Genomic DNA, 19,273 nt, shown 5'->3' with positions numbered 1-19,273 from the left:
TTCTTTTTTCAGGATGTTAATGATTAGATAACAGGACTTACATTTGTAGGTTTGGTGCAGCCCTCTTTACGTAATCAGGCAGCTTATAGCCATATAAGGCCAGTGTGCTGAATATGAGGTGGGCAAAGAACAATTGCCTGTAATACTTATACCTGTTATTATGCGGGGGATTATTGCTTATGGCGAACATTATTTTCCAGCTCAGTATGCCTACAAGCCCGCTTCCTGCGCCAATTAAAAGCCCTTTGGCTATGCCGGGTGAATGTAGTGACCTGCGCCACAACAACCAGTAAGCCACCACAAATGCTGCACCTAACGCATAATGGATAACCCAACCCGCCGGGTGCTCTTTTTTGTTTTGGATATCAGGCAGGTTTTCCGAACGGTCAATCAGCTCATTCAGTAGTTCGGGCTCCACAAATTGCTGCTTTTCCTTTTTTGCCATGTAGTAGCTGTAAAGGGTCATGAACGTTGTGCCTGCTATAGCCGCTGCTATTACTTTAGATGCTTTCATGGTCAAGAGCTTTAAACTTTTTAAATGCTTCGGCTATTTCGGCTATTTCCTTTTCAGCTTCTGCTGAAGGGCCGTTCTCAAGGCAATAATTTATTATTTTATGGCACTCTTCCACAGCTTTAATTACAGGCAGGCTGGGTATCCTGTTCTTGTTGTGGTCCAGGTCCCAAATGCCGCAGTTGCTGTAACTGTCCAGGTTATCCCAGTCAGGCCTGTCAGTTACAGGATATATGCACATGCCCAGTAGTTCTACTCCTTTATTAATGGCATCAACACATTCTACAGCGGCTTCTTCAAGCCATTCGGCCCTGCCATTGCCAAAATGCCCTGTTTCCGAAATAAAAACCGGCCTGTTATAGCGCTTGTGGGCTGCTTGAAGCAGTACAGACAGTTTTTCCCGTTTCGGCTCACTTTCAGGCCAGGGCAGCGTGCCTTTGTTATGTTCCCACTGGTTGTTCCAGTAATAGTTGAAGCCGAGGATATCTAAAAACTCTTCCCTTCCTCCCAGTTCAGGGCACATCCGCCCTGCTATTATATCCATTGCCTGGTACTGGTGGCTGTTCAGTTCCCTTACCAGCTCAATATCGGCTTCATCAGCAGCATGAACCTTTATTACAGGCTCAACCAGTATAATACGGCATCCGGGGTCGGTTTCTTTCAGTTTCATTATACCCTGTATGGCTGCTTTGCAAAGGTGGTATTTAATGTCGAATCCTGAGTTAACAGCAAAAGGCACCGTACCGCGCACATCGCCTGAATGCCACGCCAGGAAACTTATTTCATTAAAAGGTACCACAAAAAGCTGCCGTGTTGTTATGGTTTTATGAAAGGTGGCAAAGGCCTGGCACAGGGCTACAAAGCGGTTACAGAAATGGGGGTGGGTAGGGAAGAGGCCAGCAGGGTAACCAAAATGGCAAAGATCCCATATAATATCAATACCCACTTTCTGCGCAGCTTCTATCCTGTTCTTAACCTCAGTAAAATCAAATTCAAAAGGCCTTGTTTCTGCTGCGCTCCAGCAAATGCCTTCCCTCACTACTCTTATACCCAGTGAGGCAATATCCCTGTAGTCTTCTTCAGCCCTTATGTCATGTTCTGTTTCCTTTAAAAGGTTTACACGGTTACCCGAACGGTTTATGTGGTCGGCACACTCATAGCCACCCATTAAAAATGACCTGAATATGCTCATATCTTTTCCTTTTTAGGTTTTTGCATTTCCAATTCTTCTTCCTGCTTTTCGAGCGATGAAAAAAGATCAAGCGCATTTTTAAATGCCTGGTCCATATTAAAGTATTTATAATTGGCCAGCCTGCCTACAAAGTAAACATCTGTAAGTTTTTCAGCTTCCTTCCTGTACTTTTCGTATATCTTCTGGTTCTTGTCGTTGGGTACAGGATAATAGGGCTCACCTTCATCAGTAGTATATTCTTTTACAATAGTAGTTTTTGGTGTTTGCTGGTTACCAAAATGTTTGTACTCGATTATTTGCGTAAATTCATTTTTCTGCCCCGGATAGTTAACAACCGAATTTTCCTGGAAATATTCCGCATCTACTGTTTCACCCACAAAGTTTATGGAGCGGTACTCCAGCCTGTCCTGAAGGCTGTGCTTAAAGCCGAAGAAACGGTCAATAGGGCCGGTATAGAACAACTTTTCGTAGCCCTCAACCTGGTCACAGATGTCAAAGTAATCAATATTAAGCACAACTTCAATATTAGGATGGTCCAGTATCTTTTCAAAAAGCTTTGTATAGCCGCCTACGGGAAGCGCCTGGTATTTATCAGAAAAATAGCGGTCATCCCAGTTGGTGCGTACAGGGATGCGGTTCAGTACAGAGGCATCCAGCTCTTCCGGGTATTTGTCCCATTGTTTTTTAGTGTAATGGCGGAACATTTTTTCATACAGCACGGGGCCTACTTTATTAAGTGCTGCTTCGCGTCCGTCTTTTGGCTCATCAATGGGCAGCCTGTTCTCTTCAAGCCACTGCTGCATTTCTTCTTCTTCAGTAATATTAAGGCCAAACAGCTTATTTACTGTAGTGATGTTTACAGGTATAGGCACCAGCTGGCCATCAACCTGGGCAATTACCTTGTGTTCCCATGGATACCAGTTGTTAAAGCGGTTTACATACTGCCATACATCCTCAAAATTGGTGTGGAACAGGTGCGCACCGTATTTTGAAACCAGTATGCCGTTATCATCTATATAATCATAACAGTTGCCTGCAATGTGATCCCTCTTTTCAATTATCAGGACTTTTTTCCCCGAATCTGCATAACGCTCAGTCAGCACCGCGCCTGATATCCCTGCGCCAATAATCACAATATCTGCATTTCTCATATGGTTACGCTGGTTTTAATTAATGCCTTCATTTTTTCAGCTGTGCTGTCCCACGATGTTTTTTTCAGTATTTCAGTATATTCATATTTCATGAAAACGTCCGGCATATCTGCAAGTATGGCATCAATGGCAGCCGCAAATTCACCAGCCGTGCCAATAATCCTTACGCAGTCTTTATAATCGCGTACCACATCAGTAATAGCTGTTGAAATTACAGGCTTGCCCGCCGCCATATATTCCAGCGTTTTTGTTGGGCTTATATATTTTGTAGCATCATTAAGTGCAAAAGGCATCATGGCAATGCTGAAGGCCTTGAGGTAGGCCGGCAGCTGCTTGTAATCTTTCATGCCCAGGTAATGTATGTTCTTCTGCCTCGGCAGCTCGTGTTCACCTATTTTGGCCAATGGCCCTATCATTACAAATGATGCATCAGGTTTTTTCAAGGCTGTTTCATTAAGTAAGTGCAGGTCAAGGCGCTCATCTATAACCCCAAAGTAGCCTACTACTGGCCCCGGTATGTTTACAATATCATCCGGTACTGAAATACCGTTTAGCGCTTTAGCGAAATGTTCCTGGTCAACCGAGCTTGGAAAGCAGTGTACATTGCTGTGCAGCTTTGACTTAGATTCGTATAATGATTTACCGCCTGTAAATACAATATCGGCATGTGCCACAAGGTACTTTTCCTGCTCAATGAGCTTTTCAGGAGCTCCTTTAAAAAGCGACAGCTCATCCATACAGTCATATACCACCGTGCCGAACTCAAAGGAGCTTAACAGCGGCACAAAGGAGGCGGAGTAGAACCAGCCTGTGCTTATTTTTTTGTTACTGATGTATTGTGGCAGTATTTTTTCTATTTCTTCAATAGTATGTACGTTGGGTTGTAGTACATCAAGGTTGCCGTTTACCTTTATAAGGCGGCTGCCTTTTTCTTCAGGCCTGTGCCATGGCTCTTCAATCAATAGTATCTTCCTGTCTTTAGCCATCCGGCTGATGATGTGCTGTGGGCGCTGGTATACAAAATCCCAGCGGAGGTGGCAAAACACCACCATGTCATAAACATTGTTAGCTTTCCCGTTGGCCACGGTGTCCCCGGTTTGCGGGGCAATTGTTTTTGTTGATGTAGGCTGCATTGTAGTGTGGTTTTTAATTAATAATGGCCATGGGAATTTCCTCGGCGTTTACATTTATCGTTCTTCGGCGCTTAGCAGGTCGGTCAGTAATGTGCCAACCCTGTCAATAGTCTGTTTAATTACTTTTTCGGCATTGCCTTCAAAAACCTCCCTGTGGGCGCAGTACCTGTTGTTAGGCAGCACTATGTGTATAAACATGGTACCTACAGGCTTTTCGGGAGTTTCACTGCCTCCGGGGGTAGTAAGCCCTGTAATGGCTACGGCAATATCACAGTCAAAATATTTTCGTAAACCCTCTGCCAGCGCCTTGGTTACTTCGGCTGACTCTGCAGTGTATTGCTGTATGGTTTCCGGCGAAATGCCAAAAAGGTCTTCCTTGGTACAGGCATCATAGCAAACTATGCCTCCCAGCAAAATATCGCCTGATTCTTCGGCCAGTGAAAATTCAGAAGCCAGGCGGCCGGCTGTTGCACTTTCGGCTAAGGCTACTTTAAGTTTGTTCCGGGCAATAAGCTTGCTGCATTCTGCTATTTTGTCAGATGCCATTGTGTATTTTTATTTTATATTAAAGGATCAGTCGGTATTGAAGTCTTCAGGATCATAATCATCATCCTGCCCCGGGCTGAACTTTTCATCATCGTCATTTTCATTGCGTTGCTGCTCCTGCTTCAGCGCTTCGTGGTGGGCCTGCTTCAGCTTTTCTTCTTCAGGTGTGGTCTGGTACCTTTGCGCATCCTGGTTCCTGCCACTTTTGTGGAAGTTATCCTCACCATATTCCTGGCCCCCGCGGTGGCCCTGCCCGGGGTTATCAAACAGTTGTGACATAGCTTATTTTTTATGGTTCTTATCAAAATTACTTTACAAAAGCGCATGGCACTTTACACAATTATTCCCAAAGCTTATACAATGTTGTTGTTTAAGATTGTTTTATGACTTTTTTAATAGTTCATAAAGAAAAATCCCCACTCCATGACGCATCAGGAGCAGGGATTCCCCTAACAAAAGAACCATGAGTAATTCCAAAAAAATCCCGGGGCTATTGATGCTGCCCCGGGCAGAAACAATAATTAACCAAAATTATTATCAGTATTGGCAGTAGCCGAAGCCATTGTGGTTTTTGTCATTAGCCCGGCGCCAATTTCTATAAGTCCTAATATAAGGTGGGGCAGGTAAACCCTGTCAGCAAAACCAAAAAGCCATGGCGATGCAGCAAGCAAAATGCCCGATAGTATATCCATAGTGAGGTGTGCCTTCATTGATAAGACCTTTATCATGCCCAGCTCGTAGCGGGTCATAAGGCTGTACAGCACAGCAAGCGCACCAAGGATGATAAGTATCATACCTTCAGGAGCTTCCGGGTCAAGCCCGAAGATCCACGGCGCTATAATTAAGAACAGGCCCATTAAATAATCCATGAACCCGTGTGTTTTTGTGTCAATAAACCGCATGTTGTTTTTTTTTTAAGGTTGTTGGTGTTTAGCACTAGTTAGTAAAGCCCCCGGGAGTTTCACCCGGGGCCTTTACAGTTTTAAATCGAAAATGATTTACCTGGATTGCTTTTAATTATCGGCCGCCACCTGTGGTCGTACCCGTACCGCCCGTACCGCTGCCAGTGCCTGTACCGGTTCCTGTTCCTCCGCCACTGTTAGTGCCGGCGCCGCTTCCGCTGCCCGACCCTGTTGTAGTAGGATTGTTGCCGGTAGTTGTACCCTGTACAGTATCGGTTGCCATGCCGCCGTCAGATCCTCCTGCGCCTGATGCGCTGCCTGAACCCATGTTGTCGGTTGAGCCTTCAGTACCGTAGGTATCGCCGTTGGTTTCCTGCGCGTCTGATGTGCCTTCGCTCTGGTTATTGTTTTTACCGCATGATGTGGTAAAGCATATGCCTGCTAAAACCAGTGAGGCATATAATGCGTTCCTGAATGTCTTTTTCATAATAGAAAAGTTTATTGTTAGTAATTATTGTACAATTACAAAGTAACTTCATAATACACCGGAATGTATTACATCATTAACCTGAAAGCTTACATGATTTTATTGATATAGTGCCAATTAGGTAGATGAAGATACGCGGCGGGAATACTAATGCTAGCCGACCAGTTGTCCTGAAGGTACTTTTAAATAGATGATATCAGTAACTTATCATGAAGTTTTCCCTGTTAAGGCCATCCGTTACATATTGCCAGTTAATATGCACCACATCGGAAATGATTTTTTTCAGGGCAGTAAAATTCCCGGTTTTTTTTATATAAATATTAGCTCCTGCGATAAAAGTTTCTTCCACGCTGGTATTATTAGAACATGTAGAATATATAGCCACTGAAATATCCTTCAGCCTGCTGTTATTGCGAATTTCCTGAAGGCATTCCAGTCCGGTTTTTCCCGGTATGTTGAGGTTCAGAAAGATAATGTGCGGCAGTATATCAGAATCGTGAAGGTAAGCTACCAAATCGCTGCCGTTATCAAAAATTATAAGTGTATATTTAATTTTTACATCATTGAATGCGTCTTCAAACAGCAGGCGGTCATCAGTATCATCTTCAGCAAGCAGGATATGTAGTTTTTCGGGATACATGATATTAATTCAGGACTGGTTTAATGCCACGTTTGTGCCTCACAATCTTCTGGAAAGTAGTTGGGGTAAGACCTGTAATTTTCTTAAACTGGTTAGATAAATGTGCTACACTGCTGTAATGTAGTCTGTAAGAAATTTCTGTTAGCGACAGGTTTTCCTGTACCATGAGGTGTTTCACCAGTTCTATTTTATGTATAANAAACAAATAAGACGGATCCTGGCTAAATTTAAATGATTGCTAAAATGGCTTTGAAATACGGTTAATAATTGCGTATCTTCGTGTACTAAGCTGATGTTCTTTTTTAAAGGCATTACTTGAGAAATAATCCTTTAATATACTGAATATCAGCTTTTTGTCAAAATTTTTAAGAACTTATTTTATTGATTTTTAATCAATTATGTTTTTTGTCGTGTACTAAATTAAATACTTTTAAATTTGACTTATATGAAAAAAATCTTTTTAGCATTTGCATTTGCAGCCGTAAGTTTCGGCGTGCAGGCACAGGGAATTGATTTTGGCCTTAAAGCAGGGGCTAACTTTGCCAACCTGAATGGGGCTGACAACACTGAGAATATAACAAGTTTCCACGCAGGCGCTGCGCTGGAACTAAATCTTGTGCCGTCTTTTTCAATCCAGGGTGAGGCATTATATTCATCGCAGGGTGCCGAAGTCAAAGGTGTAGGCGATTTTAACCTTGATTATATCGCTGTGCCGGTAATGGCCAAGTTTTATATCCTGCCCGACAAGCTGAGCGTTATGGCAGGGCCGCAGTTTTCATTCCTGGTAGATGAGGCTGAAGAGGCTTTTGAAAATAAAACTTTCGATATTGCGGCAGCCGGCGGCCTTGAGCTGAAAATTATAAAGGGCCTTTTTGCGCAGGCACGCTACACCATAGGTTTTAATGATGTAAATGATACTTTTGAAGGCAAGAATGCCGTATTTCAGCTTTCTTTAGGTTATTATTTCCTGTAAAAGATGATAACATCCTATTATCCGGCCTCTCAGGCCGGATTTTTTTTGGACAAATGTTAAAGTTAGTGTTATAACTAATGACTGCTTTTGAATGAATGATTATTTTTACAAAAACAATACATGAAACTACTTATCATAAACGGCCCTAACCTTAACCTCTTAGGAAAACGTGAACCAGAGGTTTACGGTTCCCTGTCATTTGAAAAATATCTTGAAACGCTCAGGGAACAATATCCTGAAACAGTACTGGATTATTACCAGAGCAATATTGAAGGTGAAATCATTACTACGATACAGCAAGCCGATGGTGTTTATAAAGGCATCATCCTGAATGCCGGCGCCTACACACATACCTCTATTGGCATAGCCGACGCAATAAAAGCAATACAGGCGCCCGTAGTTGAAGTACATATATCTAATACATTTTCCAGGGAAACCTTCAGGCACCAGTCTTTTATCTCGCCGGTGGCTTCGGGTATTATTATCGGCTTCGGGCTTGAAGGATATGGCCTTGCCGTACGTTATTTTATATAAAAATGAAATATACCTGCTTACTAATGCTATTACTGGCATGGCCTGCCATTGCGCAGGTAACCGGAAAGATTACCTCCCGTAGCGGGGAGGCGGTACCCTTTGCCGGCATAACAGTAGCAGGCACATTTATAGCCACCTCAACTAATGAAAACGGCTACTACAGCCTACCCATCAAACAAGATGGTAACTATACGATTATAATACGGTCGCTCGGTTATAAAACACGCAAAATAAAAGCCGTAATTAATAAACTGCCCTACCGGCTCGATATTACCCTCGAACCGGAAAGTTATGAGCTACAGGAAATAATTATATCCAACAAAAACAACCCTGCCACTACAGTTATAAAAAACGCCATAGCTGCTAAAGAGAAAAATACTGAAAAAATATCGTCATTTGAGGCGGACTTTTACTCCAGGGGCATATTCAGGATTAAAGATGTACCTGAAAAAATACTGGGACAGGAACTGGGCGACCTTGGGCTGGGGCTTGACTCAGCCCGCAGCGGGGTGATCTATCTTTCAGAAACCGTATCGCGCATCAGGTACAAAAGGCCGGGTAAGATAAATGAAACGGTTATTGCATCAAAAGTGAGCGGTGAAGATAACGGCTTCAGCTTTAATAATGCCGGCGCAGCAGATTTTGATTTTTATAATGATTACCTTCCCTTTGAAGTAAATGTAGTTTCGCCTGTTGCCGGGAATGCTTTTAATTATTATGATTATGTACTGGAAAGCACTTTTTTTGATGAAGATAAGCACCTTATCAATAAAATAAAGATTACCCCCCTGCGCCGCGGCGAGCCAGCTTTTACAGGATATATTTATGTAGTAGAAGGCTCCTGGGCCATCTATGCTGCCGATGTAAGCATTAGAGGTCCGCAGGTGAGGCAGGGCATGCTGGACAAACTTACCATACGGCAAAATTACAGCTACAACAGCGCTGAAAACCTGTGGTTGAAAAATGTACAGGTGATTGACTTTGAGGCCAGTATTTTTTCGGTTGATTTTACAGGCAGGTTCTCCTACGTGTACAGCAATTATATCCTGAGCCCGCAACCTGTTACATTGAGCAATGAGGTGATTACCTTTACCGAAGGGTCTAATAACAAAAGTGAAAGCTTCTGGAACAGTGCAAGGCCTATTCCGCTTACTGGGGAAGAGAAAAATGACTATGCAAAAAAAAAACCGCCTGCAGGAACTTGAGCAGTCAAAACCTTATCTTGACTCCCTTGACAGGCAGCGCAACCGCTTCAACTGGCTCTCGCCCGCCATAGGCTACACCTACTACAACACTTACAGAAACCGGGATATAAATTATTCAGGGATTGTCCGCAGGCTTGGCTTTAATACCGTACAGGCCTACAACCTGGCGCCGTCTTTTTACTTTACCAAAAGAAACCCTTCCAAAAACACTTACTATACTATAGGCACTGACCTTAATTATGGCTTTGCCGAGCAGCGTTTCCGTGCCACGGGTACGGTATCTAAAAAGTTTAACAACTTTACAAACCTTACCTTAACACTCAGCGGGGGCAGCAGCATTGAACAGTTTAACCCCGAAAGGCCCATTAACAGGATTGTAAATACCATCAGCACACTGTTCTTCAGGGATAACTATATGAAGCTTTATGATAACAATTTCCTGAGGTTAAGCTACCAGGAAGAAGTTATTAACGGGCTAACATTGTATGGCAATATGGAATATACAAGGCGCAGGCCATTGTTTAACAACACCAATTTTTCTACCATAAAAAATGCCCGCAAACCCTACCTGTCCAACAACCCGCTGCTGCCCTTTGATTATGATACACCTGCATTTGAAAAACATTACCTGTATAAAGTATCGGTGGCAGCAAGGATAGTATTTGACCAGCAGTATATCAAAAGGCCAGACGGAAAATATAACTTACCTGCTGACAAGTACCCTAAACTGTTCGTGAAATATGAAAAAGGATTTGCCTCAAGTATCAAAAATTATAATTTTGACCACCTGTCAGGCCGTATAACGTATGATATAACAACAGGAAATAAAGGCGAACTGGGCATCAATATAAGGGCAGGCCGTTTCTTTAATTCAGAAAATATATCATTTGTGGATTACAGGCATTTTAACGGCAACCAGACCCATATAGGAAAATCAGAACGCTACCTTAATGTATTTAATTTCCTGCCCTATTATACACACAGCACAAATGAGCAGTATGTGGAGGCCCATGCCGAGCATAATTTTAAAGGATTTATAACTAACAAGTTACCGCTGCTAAACAAGCTTAACTATAATCTTGTGGCGGGGTATCATGTACTGGGCATCCCGGAACGCAATCCCTATATGGAATTTACTATAGGTTTTGACAATGTAGGATGGGGTAAATTCAGGTTTTTAAGGATTGACTACATAAGGTCATACGAAAGCGGTTTCCTTAGCGATGGCTTGATTTTCGGGCTGACCTTCCTTGATATCCTCGAGTAACTGCCACCCACTACTTCCTGCCCCTGCCCGGCATTTTCTTCTTTGAAACGCTTCCCCTGAAATCCTGCAGCGGTTCTTTAACCAGCGCCCTCTCAATATCTTCCCAAGTGGCGCACCTTACATACTGCTGCTCGCCGTCAATCATCATGGGCAACGTAAGCGCCTCAACCGCTGACAGGTCTTCATTGAGGTAATCCTGCATGTCTTTTATGGAATAAAACCATTCCCTGTCAAACTGCACTTTGGCTATCGTTGTATCTTTTCTTAATATTGCTTCAGTAACTTTTTTCATGCCGGCATAATTTCAAATACCAAATGTAAAACATATAACAATAGCTGCTTCATAAAATAATAGTAAGCCCTTATGCAACTATTTTACCTTTATGAGCGTCTAATAAGAAGAAGCACATTAACCTAAACAGAACAACTATGTATAAAATTTTTACTGCTATGCTGCTTTTTGCGGCAACTCTGGCGCAGTCACAGGTAAAGGGTAAAATAACCACAACAACCGGCCAGGCCATACCTTTTGTAAATATCGGTATTGAAAACACCTACACAGGCACCACTGCCAACGAAGAGGGCCAGTACGAGCTGATACTTAAAAACACAGGTAAGTACACGCTGGTATTCCAGTCGCTTGGCTTTAAAACAAAAAAAGTGCCTGTTACTATCAATAGCTTTCCGCATACGCTTAATGTAACGCTGGAAGATGAAACTTATGAGCTTAACGAGGTGGTGATCTCTAACAGTGAAGACCCTGCTTATGGTATCATCAGGCAGGCTATAGCGCATAAAAAAGAAAATTCGGCAAGAACCGGGCGCTTTGAAGCCGATTTTTATTCTAAAGGGCTGTTCAGGGTGAAGGACCTGCCCAAGAAAATCATGGGTGTGGAAGTAGGCGACCTCGATGGCATGGTCGATTCAACCGGCACCGGGATTATTTACCTTTCGGAAACGGTTTCAAAAATAACTTTTGAGCAGCCTGATAACCTTAAGGAGCGCATAGTAGCATCAAAAGTGAGCGGCAATGACAAAGGCTTCAGCTACAATACCGCGCTGTCGACCAACTATAACTTTTACAGCAACTATGTAGAATTCAACATCAACATGGTTTCACCGCTGGCTAATAATGCCTTTAATTATTACCGCTACAAGATGGAGGGCAGTTTTTTTGATGAAAACAACAACCAAATCAATAAAATAAAAATCATACCCAAACGTGATAAGGAACCCGTTTTTGAAGGCTATATTTATATCGTTGACGATAGCTGGGCCATCTACGCGGTTGATGTTGATATTAAAGGCTACAGGATGCAGCAGCCGATACTGGAAACGCTGAACCTGAAACAAAACTATACTTACAATACGGTTAACAGGATTTGGGCTAAAAATTCCCAGACCTTAGATTTCAGCGCAGGGGTATTTGGTATAAAGTTTACAGGGAAATTTACCCATGTATTTACCAATTATGTATTTCATGACAAATTTGAGAAGAATACCTTTGGGAGGGAAATCGTATATATTGAAAAAGACTCCAATAAAAAAGATTCCCTCTACTGGAATGCAGTGCGCCCTGTTCCGCTGACGGAGGAGGAAATTACTGACTACCTGAAAAAAGACAGCATCCAGGCATTGCGGACTTCAAAAACGTATCTTGATTCTATTGACAGGAAAAACAACAAGTTCAAAGTACTCGATATTTTGAGCGGCTATACTTATCAAAATTCTTATCGCAATACCTATTACAGGTATAAGGGGCTGACGGACTTCAGCACACTAAGTTTTAATACCGTACAGGGATGGAATTTCGGCACAGGCTTTTCGTTCTCAAAATATAACGAGGAGAAAGGCATCTATACCACATTAAGTACAGACCTGAATTATGGCTTTGCCGAAGACAGGCTCAGGGCTACAGGCGCTTTGAGACACCGCTTTAACAACCAGAATTATGCCACCCTGCAGATTGCCGGGGGAAGCACCGTGGAACAATTTAACCCGAATGACCCTATAAGCCCGCTTGTGAATACCGTGAGCACGCTGTTCTTTAAGGACAACTATATGAAGCTGTATGATAAAACCTTTGCATCGGTTTCCTATAGCCAGGAAATATCTACAGGGCTAAACATGACAGGAAGTATAGAGCATGTACGCAGGAAGCCGCTCTTTAATAATACGGATTATGTATTGATAAAAGATAATGAGCCTTACCTGTCTAACAATCCACTAAACCCGGAAGACGATACCGCACCAGCTTTTGAAAGGCATTACTTAACCAAAGCTAACATTACAGGTGTAATCCGCTTCGGGCAAAAATATATAACCAGGCCAGATGGTAAGTTAAACATAAGCAACAGCGACTATCCTGTACTTGCGTTCCAGTACGAAAAGGCATTCGCGGCAAGCGAAAAGAATTATGAATATGATTTTATCGCGGCAAGGGCTTTTTATAACACTACACTGGGCAATAAAGGCGACCTTGGTATTAATGTTAAGGCAGGCAAGTTCTTTAATGCCGAAGGTATTGCTTTTGCTGACTATAAACACTTCAACGGCAACCAGACCCACATAGGCACCAGCGAGCGGTACCTCAACGTATTTAACCTGCTGCCTTACTATACGCACAGCACCAACAACAGGTATGTTGAAGCGCACATTGAGCATGACTTTAAAGGCTATATTATGAACAAGATACCTTTACTAAACCGCCTGCAGTGGAACCTGGTTGTAGGCTACCACATGCTTTCCACACCTGATTTTAAGCCTTACCAAGAGTTTACTGCCGGTTTTAGTAACATTGGTTTAGGCAAATTCAGGATGCTCAGGGTGGACTATGTGCGCGCTTACCAGGGCGGTTATAGTACGGATGGAGTGGTATTCGGGCTGAAGTTCCTTAATATTATTGAGTAATGCGTCTGCATTAACTTTTTGTTAAGCAATGGCCTTAAAGTATTTCTAAATGTGTCTTGCGCCAGTTCCCAGTGCCAAATTTTTGCATAAATTTACTATGGTAACCTAAACGCAGTGGCTATGAAAAAAATACTGATTATGCTTCTGTCCGCTATAACGGCATTGGCACAAAATGATTTTAAAGTGGCGGGGCAGGAAATATCCTGGGAAAAATCATTCCCCGCTGATGACACCAATATTGTAGCGCTGCTGGAAAAACAGCCTGGTCTAAAAGTGGTTTCATTCACGGATAATGTGTATAAGGGGCATGGCAGCCTGACCAAGAATAACTGTGAATCAGGCAGTGGACTGATGAGGAATAACTGCAATTTTAATTTCCTGATCATGGTAAACCCGGATTCGTACGTGGTAAAAGTAACAAACCTGCAGGTGCTGGAAAAGTTTGGCCCAATGAAAGCAAAAACGGTTGCCAGCCCCTGTGAAAAATATTTTCTGGGTAAAGAAGGCCTTAAAAAAGATGAGAAAACTATTGCTGATTTAAACTGCCTGGATAATTATCTTACTGATATTTTTGCTATAGGCAGCACGGGCAATACCCGGTAACGCTTTTCTTTGTAATCCTCAATATACTACCGGCATATTAAGGTACGCCGGATATTACTTTTATTTCATATCCTAAAAAAATTATACACTGAGTATATTTTATAATGTAAAGGCTTGATAAAAGCATAATGTGATATTTATCGGGGAATTAATGTTTTGCAAATAAGCCTACATAATTATTCTGCTATCTTTGCAACAAAATATAGCCATGGAACTTTTCATATACATTTTTGCAGCGTTGTTTTCTGTAATCAATCCGCTTGGCGCCATACCCGTTTTTGTAGGGCTTACCCAGGATGACAGCACTTCCGAAAGGCAACGCATCTCTTTTTGGACAGCAGTGAATGTATTCATCATAATGCTTATCTCGTTTTTTGTAGGGCAATATGTACTGGCCTTTTTTGGCATAAGCATTGACGCGCTCCGCATAGCCGGAGGCTTTATTATCGTGAACTCCGGCTTTGCGCTCCTTAACCGGAAATTCAGCAAGGGCCGGGGCGTTAACAAAGAAGTGGAAAATGACGCGCAGAACCGTAATGATATCGCCCTCACGCCACTGGCGATACCTATGCTTGCCGGGCCGGGTTCCATATCGCTGCTTATTGCCATGTACCAGGATTATAAACTTATAGAGCAGCAAATTATAGCCTGCCTTGCCATGGCGGCTGTGGCGGCTGTTATTTTTATTATTATGCGCAGCGCACATTACCTGTCGCGGATATTGGGTGCATCTGGCATTGTGGCCATATCAAGGATTATTGGTTTTATAGTAATTGCCATCGGCGTGCAATACATAGCAAGTTCGGTGGTAAACATTATTGAATCTATAGATTTCTGATATAAAAAAAGCTGCCCTACCAAGGCAGCTTAACAAACAAACTATATATAACCAAACAACCCATGGCGTGGTGCTGATTACGCATCAATGCCAAAAGTTACTGCAAATATAGCAATAGCCTATTAATTTAATAGATTAATGCTCCGCTTTTTTTTTAAAGCCTCGCAAGATCGGCTAAAGATTTACCTTCAAGTAGTGTAAGTGTATTATCACGGACCTGTGCCATAAAGTAATTAAGCTCGCATTGCTGCTCATCTCGGCAGTCATCACACTTTTTATAGAAGTTAAGGCTTACGCACGGAAGAAGTGCGATTGGCCCTTCGAGGATACGTATAAGGGACGCTACAGTAACAGCATTAGGCTCTTTTGCAAGGTAATAGCCGCCTCCTTTCCCTTTTTTTGAGCCCAGCACCCCAAATTTTTTAAGATCAAGTAATATAGTTTCAAGGAATTTTTTGGGAATATTTTCATTAGCGGAAATATCAGAAATCAGCACTGGCACAGCCCTTTGCTGTTTGGCTATGTAAATCAGCGCCTTTAAACCATATTTAGTTTTTTTAGAAAGCATTACTGTTTTTTTAATAAAAACACTTCCGCCATCATGCATCGTGCGCTTCCGCCGCCACATGCTTCAATAGTATCAAGGTTTGCGCTTAGTATTGCAACATGTTTTTCGATTTTTGCCACCTGTTCCTTTGTAAGCACTTTATGCGCTGATTCGCTCATTACAAGGTAGCTCTTATTATCTCCTCCGTTAACCTGCAGCATGTTTCCGGCAAAATGGTTTAGCTGCTCCTCGGTCAGCAGTATAATTTCCTTACCGTCTTCTTTAAGGCTATCCAGCACCATTTTTCGCTCTTTTTTATCATCAATGCAATCCGCACACAGTACGGCAAAAGTATCGCCAACGCACATCATCACGTTGGTGTGGTAAATAGGCTTACGCCCGCCGTTCACTGTCTGGAAAGCTTCAAAGATGATAGGCGTCATCTCAAAATCTTCACAATACTCAATAACGAGTTCTTCATCTGCGCGGGGAGACAATGCGCAGTAGGCTTTATGGTTCTGCCTGTCAAGCACAAGGCTGCCCGTGCCTTCCAGGAATATACCATCCTCTTCAGCCGAGGTATAATCAACAATATTTTCAATAACGAAACCTTTGTCTTCCAGCAGGTCAAGTATATCTTCCCGGCGTTCCATGCGGCGGTTTTCGGCAAACATAGGATATAGCGCTACATCCCCGTTCTCGTGGAATGATATCCAGTTATTGGGAAATATGGAGTCAGGTGTGTCAGGGTCGGGCGTACTCTCAACCACAATAACATTCACCCCTACACTCCTCAATTTTTCAACAAAAGCGTCAAACTCCTGCTGGGCCCTGGCATTAACTGTTTCGGGCAGCAGGTTGTCAAGCACCTTCTGGTAATAATTATTTATAGCGGTTTGCTCATTCATCCTGAAGGCAACCGGGCGCACCATCAATATAGTATCCGTAATCTGTCTCATTCTTTTTAAATTTTAATCCCTTATCAGGGGTAATGTTGAGCAGCGCAGCAGGCCCTCCTGTTTTGATATTTCAGCATACGGCACTTCTTCAACGGTAAAGCCATTGTCAAGCAGCCATGTTTTAAGCCTTCCGAAATTTTTTTCAATCACTACAATATCCTGGCCAATAGAAAAAAAGTTAGATGTCATGTGGTACATCTCCTCCCTCTCTATATGAAAAAGGTTATCGTGCCCGAAAAGGTCCACAAGGTACATATAATCCGATTCATCGCGGAAACCGCCCCTGTATATTACCCCTTTGTCCTTCCCTACCGGCTGGAAACAACAATCAAGGTGGAGGGCATTGTCCCTGGGCTCAATCCTGGATTTAACAAGGTCAAACTCCCTTACCTTTTTATGTGGGAACATTTCTTTTATAAACTGTACACCTTCCATATTGGTGCGGGCCGTAATGTAGTCTTTGTAGTCACGCCCTTTATAAGTGCCAATGAATATATGATCATCCCAAAGGATTACATCACCGCCTTCTATATGCACTTCTTGAGGAGGACGCACCACTTTGGCCGGATCCATTTTATCAATTACATATTGTATTGCCTCAAGCTCTCGTTCCCTGTCGGGCAGGATATTTGCTTTTATAAAAACATCATCAATAACAAAGCCAATATCACGGCTGAAAATCTGGTTATAATTTTCAATGATTTCGGGCTGGTATACCTCAACACCATATTTCTTAAACACGTTGTGTAGCGCCTCAATTTCTTTCGTCATATCCTCTTCTTTAGGATAGGTACCTGCTTTTATATGTTCTAATGATTTAGGGTCATAGGCTTCGTGTTCTTCGGGTGTGGGGCCATTGCTTTCGGCAGTACCCAGTATGACGGCCCTGAGCCTTGATGTTTCGTTCTTAACGTTTAATTGCAACATGCTTTTCTGGCTTTTGGCAAATATAGAAAATGCCCCTGAAATTATACAGTTTTATTACAGGATTAGTTTTACAAGTACCGATATGCTAAAAAACAGCTTGCCTGAAACGAATAAATTATAATAATCTCAATACAAGTAAAGAAAAATCCCGGCTCCAGGCCGGGATTCGATTATTAAAAAGCGATATATTATCGTTCATTCATGGCTTTAAAAGGCCTTAAGGGGGCGCCAGTATAAATTTGCCTTGGCCTGCCTATCGGCTCTTTATTAATACGCATTTCTTTCCATTGTGCAATCCAGCCCGGTAAGCGGCCGATAGCGAACAATACGGTAAACATTTCGGTTGGTATGCCCAGTGCCCTGTAAATGATACCGGAATAGAAATCAACGTTAGGGTACAGGTTGCGCGACTTGAAGTACTCATCCTGAAGGGCGGCTTCCTCAAGCTGCTTGGCAATGGTTAATACCGGGTCGTCAACACCAAGGGTTGACAGTACCTCATCAGCCGCTTTCTTAATGATCTTTGCCCTTGGGTCGAAGTTTTTGTACACCCTGTGGCCAAAGCCCATAAGGCGGAACGGGTCATTCTTGTCTTTAGCTTTGGCAAGGTATTTTTCAGAGTCGCCGCCATCTTTTTGTATCTCCTCAAGCATTTCAAGCACCGCCTGGTTAGCACCACCGTGCAGTGGCCCCCAAAGTGCCGAAACACCCGCAGAAATAGAGGCAAAAAGCCCGGCATGGGATGAGCCCACCATCCTTACGGTTGATGTAGAGCAGTTTTGCTCATGGTCTGCATGCAGTATAAATAGCTTGTCCAGCGCATCAATAACTATAGGGTTAACAGTGTAAGGGCCAGTAGGAAGCTCAAACATAAGCCTCATAAAGTTTTCTACATAGCCTTTTGTATTATCGTAATAGTTGAGCGGGTAGCCCATGTTTTTCCTGTACGTCCAAGTAGCAATAACCAGGAACTTACCCATAGTTTTGCAGATGGCCTCATACATCTCCTTATCGTTAGTAACGTTTACTGATTTTGGGTTAAAAGCAGTTAACGCGCTGGTAAGTGATGACAACACGCCCATAGGGTGCGCATTTTTAGGAAACCCGTCAATGATGTTTTTCATCTCTTCATTAACAAGGGTATATTTCCTGATATCGTTTTCAAATCTCTCCAGCTCGGCAGCCGTGGGCAGCTCCCCGAATATTAGCAGGTAAGACACTTCAAGGAAGCTTGACTTTTCGGCCAGGTCCTCAATGGCATAGCCACGGTAGCGCAGGATACCCTCCTCACCATCAAGGAAGGTGATTTCACTTTTGCAGGAACCTGAATTTTTATATCCGGGGTCCATGGTTATCGCGCCGGTTTCACTGCGTAGTTTATCTATATCAATGGCAACTTCATTTTCGGTACCCACCAACACGGGGAACTCATATTTTTTGCCATTAATCTCTAATATTGCAACATCTGACATGATTGTAAAGTAAGATTAATATTAATTCCTGCGAATTTAATAAATTACAATTTATTTATAAAGAAAAATTATTTAATAAAGCTAAAAAAATTTATAAAAAAACAAAAGTCAGCACCATGATGTACTGACTTTTGATAATTATTTAAAGTTGTAGTTACAATAATTATCTTATGCTGCTTACAAACTATTTTATCTAGTCCTTGTATTACTTTTCAGGAATTTTATGAACGCCATGTATAGTTTTGACTCCTAATAAAGTACTACTATTAGTATAGCTACATTTATTAGTAAAGGGATTAGCGTAATAAACAATTCAAAGCCATGTATTAGTCATTAGGCAAGTTTCTTTTTTTTATATAATTTCTTATAAGAACGACAACAACTACTTCGTGTTGTTGATAGCAAAAAGTAAAAAACAAATTAACTATTAAGCAATAGCGTCCTAAACAATAAAAAAAAGAATGGTTAGTTTTTAA

Annotated in this window: 21 protein-coding genes and 1 pseudogene; 7 read left to right on the top strand and 15 right to left on the bottom strand. The window is 42.3% G+C overall.

From position 1 onward, the window contains the following. Positions 1 to 37: 37 nt before the first annotated feature. The 10 genes and pseudogenes from CHU92_RS09950 to CHU92_RS09905 form a co-directional block, all read right to left on the bottom strand. Positions 38 to 514: a hypothetical protein gene (locus CHU92_RS09950; protein WP_094415136.1), complete on the bottom strand. Its 477-nt coding sequence runs from the start codon at positions 512 to 514 to the stop codon at positions 38 to 40. After that, a complete protein-coding gene (locus tag CHU92_RS09945) occupies positions 501 to 1,703 on the bottom strand; it encodes a glycoside hydrolase family 5 protein (protein WP_207759831.1) in 1,203 nt (400 codons plus the stop codon). The genes CHU92_RS09950 and CHU92_RS09945 overlap by 14 nt, the downstream gene beginning before the upstream one ends. Then, positions 1,700 to 2,854 carry a UDP-galactopyranose mutase gene (gene glf / locus CHU92_RS09940; RefSeq protein ID WP_094415134.1) on the bottom strand — a complete coding sequence of 385 codons (1,155 nt, stop codon included), beginning with the start codon at positions 2,852 to 2,854 and terminating at the stop codon, positions 1,700 to 1,702. Before glf ends, CHU92_RS09945 begins: the two co-directional genes overlap by 4 nt. Beyond that, positions 2,851 to 3,987: a glycosyltransferase gene (locus tag CHU92_RS09935; protein ID WP_094415132.1), complete on the bottom strand. Its 1,137-nt coding sequence runs from the start codon at positions 3,985 to 3,987 to the stop codon at positions 2,851 to 2,853. Before CHU92_RS09935 ends, glf begins: the two co-directional genes overlap by 4 nt. Before the next feature lie 54 nt (positions 3,988 to 4,041). Then, positions 4,042 to 4,533, bottom strand: a complete 492-nt coding sequence (locus tag CHU92_RS09930; protein WP_094415130.1) for a CinA family protein — start codon at positions 4,531 to 4,533, stop codon at positions 4,042 to 4,044. Positions 4,534 to 4,560: 27 nt separating this feature from the next. Next, positions 4,561 to 4,812: a hypothetical protein gene (locus tag CHU92_RS09925; RefSeq protein WP_094415128.1), complete on the bottom strand. Its 252-nt coding sequence runs from the start codon at positions 4,810 to 4,812 to the stop codon at positions 4,561 to 4,563. A gap of 242 nt (positions 4,813 to 5,054) precedes the next feature. Beyond that, positions 5,055 to 5,435 carry an SPW repeat domain-containing protein gene (locus tag CHU92_RS09920; RefSeq protein WP_094415126.1) on the bottom strand — a complete coding sequence of 127 codons (381 nt, stop codon included), beginning with the start codon at positions 5,433 to 5,435 and terminating at the stop codon, positions 5,055 to 5,057. A 115-nt stretch (positions 5,436 to 5,550) separates the two neighbouring features. Beyond that, complete coding sequence (locus CHU92_RS09915) at positions 5,551 to 5,922, bottom strand: hypothetical protein (RefSeq protein ID WP_094415124.1); 372 nt, start codon at positions 5,920 to 5,922, stop codon at positions 5,551 to 5,553. 196 nt (positions 5,923 to 6,118) lie between these two features. Then, the gene (locus CHU92_RS09910; protein ID WP_094415122.1) at positions 6,119 to 6,562 is read right to left on the bottom strand and encodes a response regulator; all 444 of its coding nucleotides are present in this window, start codon (positions 6,560 to 6,562) and stop codon (positions 6,119 to 6,121) included. Between the two features lie 4 nt (positions 6,563 to 6,566). Next, a pseudogene (locus CHU92_RS09905) lies at positions 6,567 to 6,764 on the bottom strand (helix-turn-helix domain-containing protein); the annotation flags it as partial. A gap of 243 nt (positions 6,765 to 7,007) precedes the next feature. Between CHU92_RS09905 and CHU92_RS09900 the strand changes: the two are divergent. The 4 genes from CHU92_RS09900 (at position 7,008) to CHU92_RS09885 (ending at position 10,541) form a co-directional block, all read left to right on the top strand. After that, on the top strand, positions 7,008 to 7,535 hold the full coding sequence (locus CHU92_RS09900; RefSeq protein WP_094415118.1) for a porin family protein: 528 nt from the start codon (positions 7,008 to 7,010) through the stop codon (positions 7,533 to 7,535). Between the two features lie 120 nt (positions 7,536 to 7,655). Next, positions 7,656 to 8,069: a type II 3-dehydroquinate dehydratase gene (gene aroQ / locus CHU92_RS09895; protein WP_094415116.1), complete on the top strand. Its 414-nt coding sequence runs from the start codon at positions 7,656 to 7,658 to the stop codon at positions 8,067 to 8,069. Between the two features lie 2 nt (positions 8,070 to 8,071). Further along, positions 8,072 to 9,274, top strand: a complete 1,203-nt coding sequence (locus CHU92_RS09890) for a DUF5686 and carboxypeptidase regulatory-like domain-containing protein (RefSeq protein ID WP_094415114.1) — start codon at positions 8,072 to 8,074, stop codon at positions 9,272 to 9,274. Next, positions 9,243 to 10,541: a DUF5686 family protein gene (locus CHU92_RS09885; RefSeq protein ID WP_094415112.1), complete on the top strand. Its 1,299-nt coding sequence runs from the start codon at positions 9,243 to 9,245 to the stop codon at positions 10,539 to 10,541. Before CHU92_RS09890 ends, CHU92_RS09885 begins: the two co-directional genes overlap by 32 nt. Positions 10,542 to 10,551: 10 nt before the next feature. Here the strand turns inward: CHU92_RS09885 and CHU92_RS09880 are convergent, their stop codons facing one another. Continuing rightward, positions 10,552 to 10,833 carry a hypothetical protein gene (locus tag CHU92_RS09880; protein ID WP_094415110.1) on the bottom strand — a complete coding sequence of 94 codons (282 nt, stop codon included), beginning with the start codon at positions 10,831 to 10,833 and terminating at the stop codon, positions 10,552 to 10,554. Positions 10,834 to 10,970: 137 nt separating this feature from the next. On the opposite strand from CHU92_RS09880, the gene CHU92_RS09875 reads away from it, so the two are divergent. From CHU92_RS09875 to CHU92_RS09865, 3 genes are all read left to right on the top strand, one after another. Continuing rightward, a complete protein-coding gene (locus CHU92_RS09875; protein ID WP_094415108.1) occupies positions 10,971 to 13,451 on the top strand; it encodes a DUF5686 and carboxypeptidase regulatory-like domain-containing protein in 2,481 nt (826 codons plus the stop codon). 120 nt (positions 13,452 to 13,571) lie between these two features. Continuing rightward, positions 13,572 to 14,054, top strand: a complete 483-nt coding sequence (locus CHU92_RS09870) for a hypothetical protein (protein WP_094415106.1) — start codon at positions 13,572 to 13,574, stop codon at positions 14,052 to 14,054. A 208-nt stretch (positions 14,055 to 14,262) separates the two neighbouring features. Then, positions 14,263 to 14,892: a MarC family NAAT transporter gene (locus CHU92_RS09865; protein WP_094415103.1), complete on the top strand. Its 630-nt coding sequence runs from the start codon at positions 14,263 to 14,265 to the stop codon at positions 14,890 to 14,892. A 154-nt stretch (positions 14,893 to 15,046) separates the two neighbouring features. On the opposite strand, the gene CHU92_RS09860 is transcribed toward CHU92_RS09865, so the two are convergent. From CHU92_RS09860 to CHU92_RS09845, 4 genes are all read right to left on the bottom strand, one after another. Beyond that, positions 15,047 to 15,460 (bottom strand): RrF2 family transcriptional regulator, encoded by a 414-nt coding sequence (locus tag CHU92_RS09860; protein WP_094415159.1) that lies wholly within the window; start codon positions 15,458 to 15,460, stop codon positions 15,047 to 15,049. Continuing rightward, positions 15,460 to 16,398 carry a citrulline utilization hydrolase CtlX gene (ctlX, locus tag CHU92_RS09855; RefSeq protein WP_094415101.1) on the bottom strand — a complete coding sequence of 313 codons (939 nt, stop codon included), beginning with the start codon at positions 16,396 to 16,398 and terminating at the stop codon, positions 15,460 to 15,462. The genes CHU92_RS09860 and ctlX overlap by 1 nt, the downstream gene beginning before the upstream one ends. Positions 16,399 to 16,410: 12 nt before the next feature. Further along, entirely contained in the window at positions 16,411 to 17,325 is a 915-nt protein-coding gene (locus CHU92_RS09850) for a dimethylarginine dimethylaminohydrolase family protein (protein ID WP_094415098.1), read from the bottom strand. Between the two features lie 188 nt (positions 17,326 to 17,513). Continuing rightward, the gene (locus CHU92_RS09845; protein WP_094415096.1) at positions 17,514 to 18,797 is read right to left on the bottom strand and encodes a citrate synthase; all 1,284 of its coding nucleotides are present in this window, start codon (positions 18,795 to 18,797) and stop codon (positions 17,514 to 17,516) included. Between the last annotated feature and the right edge of the window lie 476 nt (positions 18,798 to 19,273).

Origin of the sequence: Flavobacterium cyanobacteriorum (assembly GCF_002251835.1) — a bacterium.
Taxonomy (GTDB): Bacteria; Bacteroidota; Bacteroidia; order Flavobacteriales; family Flavobacteriaceae; genus Flavobacterium; species Flavobacterium cyanobacteriorum.
This window is presented reverse-complemented; position numbering and strand designations above follow the sequence as displayed.

Bases quoted from the DNA above. Each gene is read 5' to 3' on its own strand.
- CHU92_RS09915 (WP_094415124.1), bottom strand. From the start codon at position 5,922: ATGAAAAAGACATTCAGGAACGCATTATATGCCTCACTGGTTTTAGCA.
- CHU92_RS09910 (WP_094415122.1), bottom strand. From the start codon at position 6,562: ATGTATCCCGAAAAACTACATATCCTGCTTGCTGAAGATGATACTGAT.
- glf (WP_094415134.1), bottom strand. From the start codon at position 2,854: ATGAGAAATGCAGATATTGTGATTATTGGCGCAGGGATATCAGGCGCG.
- CHU92_RS09875 (WP_094415108.1), top strand. From the start codon at position 10,971: ATGTATAAAATTTTTACTGCTATGCTGCTTTTTGCGGCAACTCTGGCG.
- aroQ (WP_094415116.1), top strand. From the start codon at position 7,656: ATGAAACTACTTATCATAAACGGCCCTAACCTTAACCTCTTAGGAAAA.
- CHU92_RS09850 (WP_094415098.1), bottom strand. From the start codon at position 17,325: ATGTTGCAATTAAACGTTAAGAACGAAACATCAAGGCTCAGGGCCGTC.
- CHU92_RS09860 (WP_094415159.1), bottom strand. From the start codon at position 15,460: ATGCTTTCTAAAAAAACTAAATATGGTTTAAAGGCGCTGATTTACATA.
- CHU92_RS09945 (WP_207759831.1), bottom strand. From the start codon at position 1,703: ATGAGCATATTCAGGTCATTTTTAATGGGTGGCTATGAGTGTGCCGAC.
- CHU92_RS09900 (WP_094415118.1), top strand. From the start codon at position 7,008: ATGAAAAAAATCTTTTTAGCATTTGCATTTGCAGCCGTAAGTTTCGGC.
- ctlX (WP_094415101.1), bottom strand. From the start codon at position 16,398: ATGAGACAGATTACGGATACTATATTGATGGTGCGCCCGGTTGCCTTC.
- CHU92_RS09865 (WP_094415103.1), top strand. From the start codon at position 14,263: ATGGAACTTTTCATATACATTTTTGCAGCGTTGTTTTCTGTAATCAAT.
- CHU92_RS09880 (WP_094415110.1), bottom strand. From the start codon at position 10,833: ATGAAAAAAGTTACTGAAGCAATATTAAGAAAAGATACAACGATAGCC.
- CHU92_RS09950 (WP_094415136.1), bottom strand. From the start codon at position 514: ATGAAAGCATCTAAAGTAATAGCAGCGGCTATAGCAGGCACAACGTTC.
- CHU92_RS09935 (WP_094415132.1), bottom strand. From the start codon at position 3,987: ATGCAGCCTACATCAACAAAAACAATTGCCCCGCAAACCGGGGACACC.
- CHU92_RS09920 (WP_094415126.1), bottom strand. From the start codon at position 5,435: ATGCGGTTTATTGACACAAAAACACACGGGTTCATGGATTATTTAATG.
- CHU92_RS09885 (WP_094415112.1), top strand. From the start codon at position 9,243: ATGCAAAAAAAAAACCGCCTGCAGGAACTTGAGCAGTCAAAACCTTAT.
- CHU92_RS09845 (WP_094415096.1), bottom strand. From the start codon at position 18,797: ATGTCAGATGTTGCAATATTAGAGATTAATGGCAAAAAATATGAGTTC.
- CHU92_RS09930 (WP_094415130.1), bottom strand. From the start codon at position 4,533: ATGGCATCTGACAAAATAGCAGAATGCAGCAAGCTTATTGCCCGGAAC.
- CHU92_RS09870 (WP_094415106.1), top strand. From the start codon at position 13,572: ATGAAAAAAATACTGATTATGCTTCTGTCCGCTATAACGGCATTGGCA.
- CHU92_RS09925 (WP_094415128.1), bottom strand. From the start codon at position 4,812: ATGTCACAACTGTTTGATAACCCCGGGCAGGGCCACCGCGGGGGCCAG.
- CHU92_RS09890 (WP_094415114.1), top strand. From the start codon at position 8,072: ATGAAATATACCTGCTTACTAATGCTATTACTGGCATGGCCTGCCATT.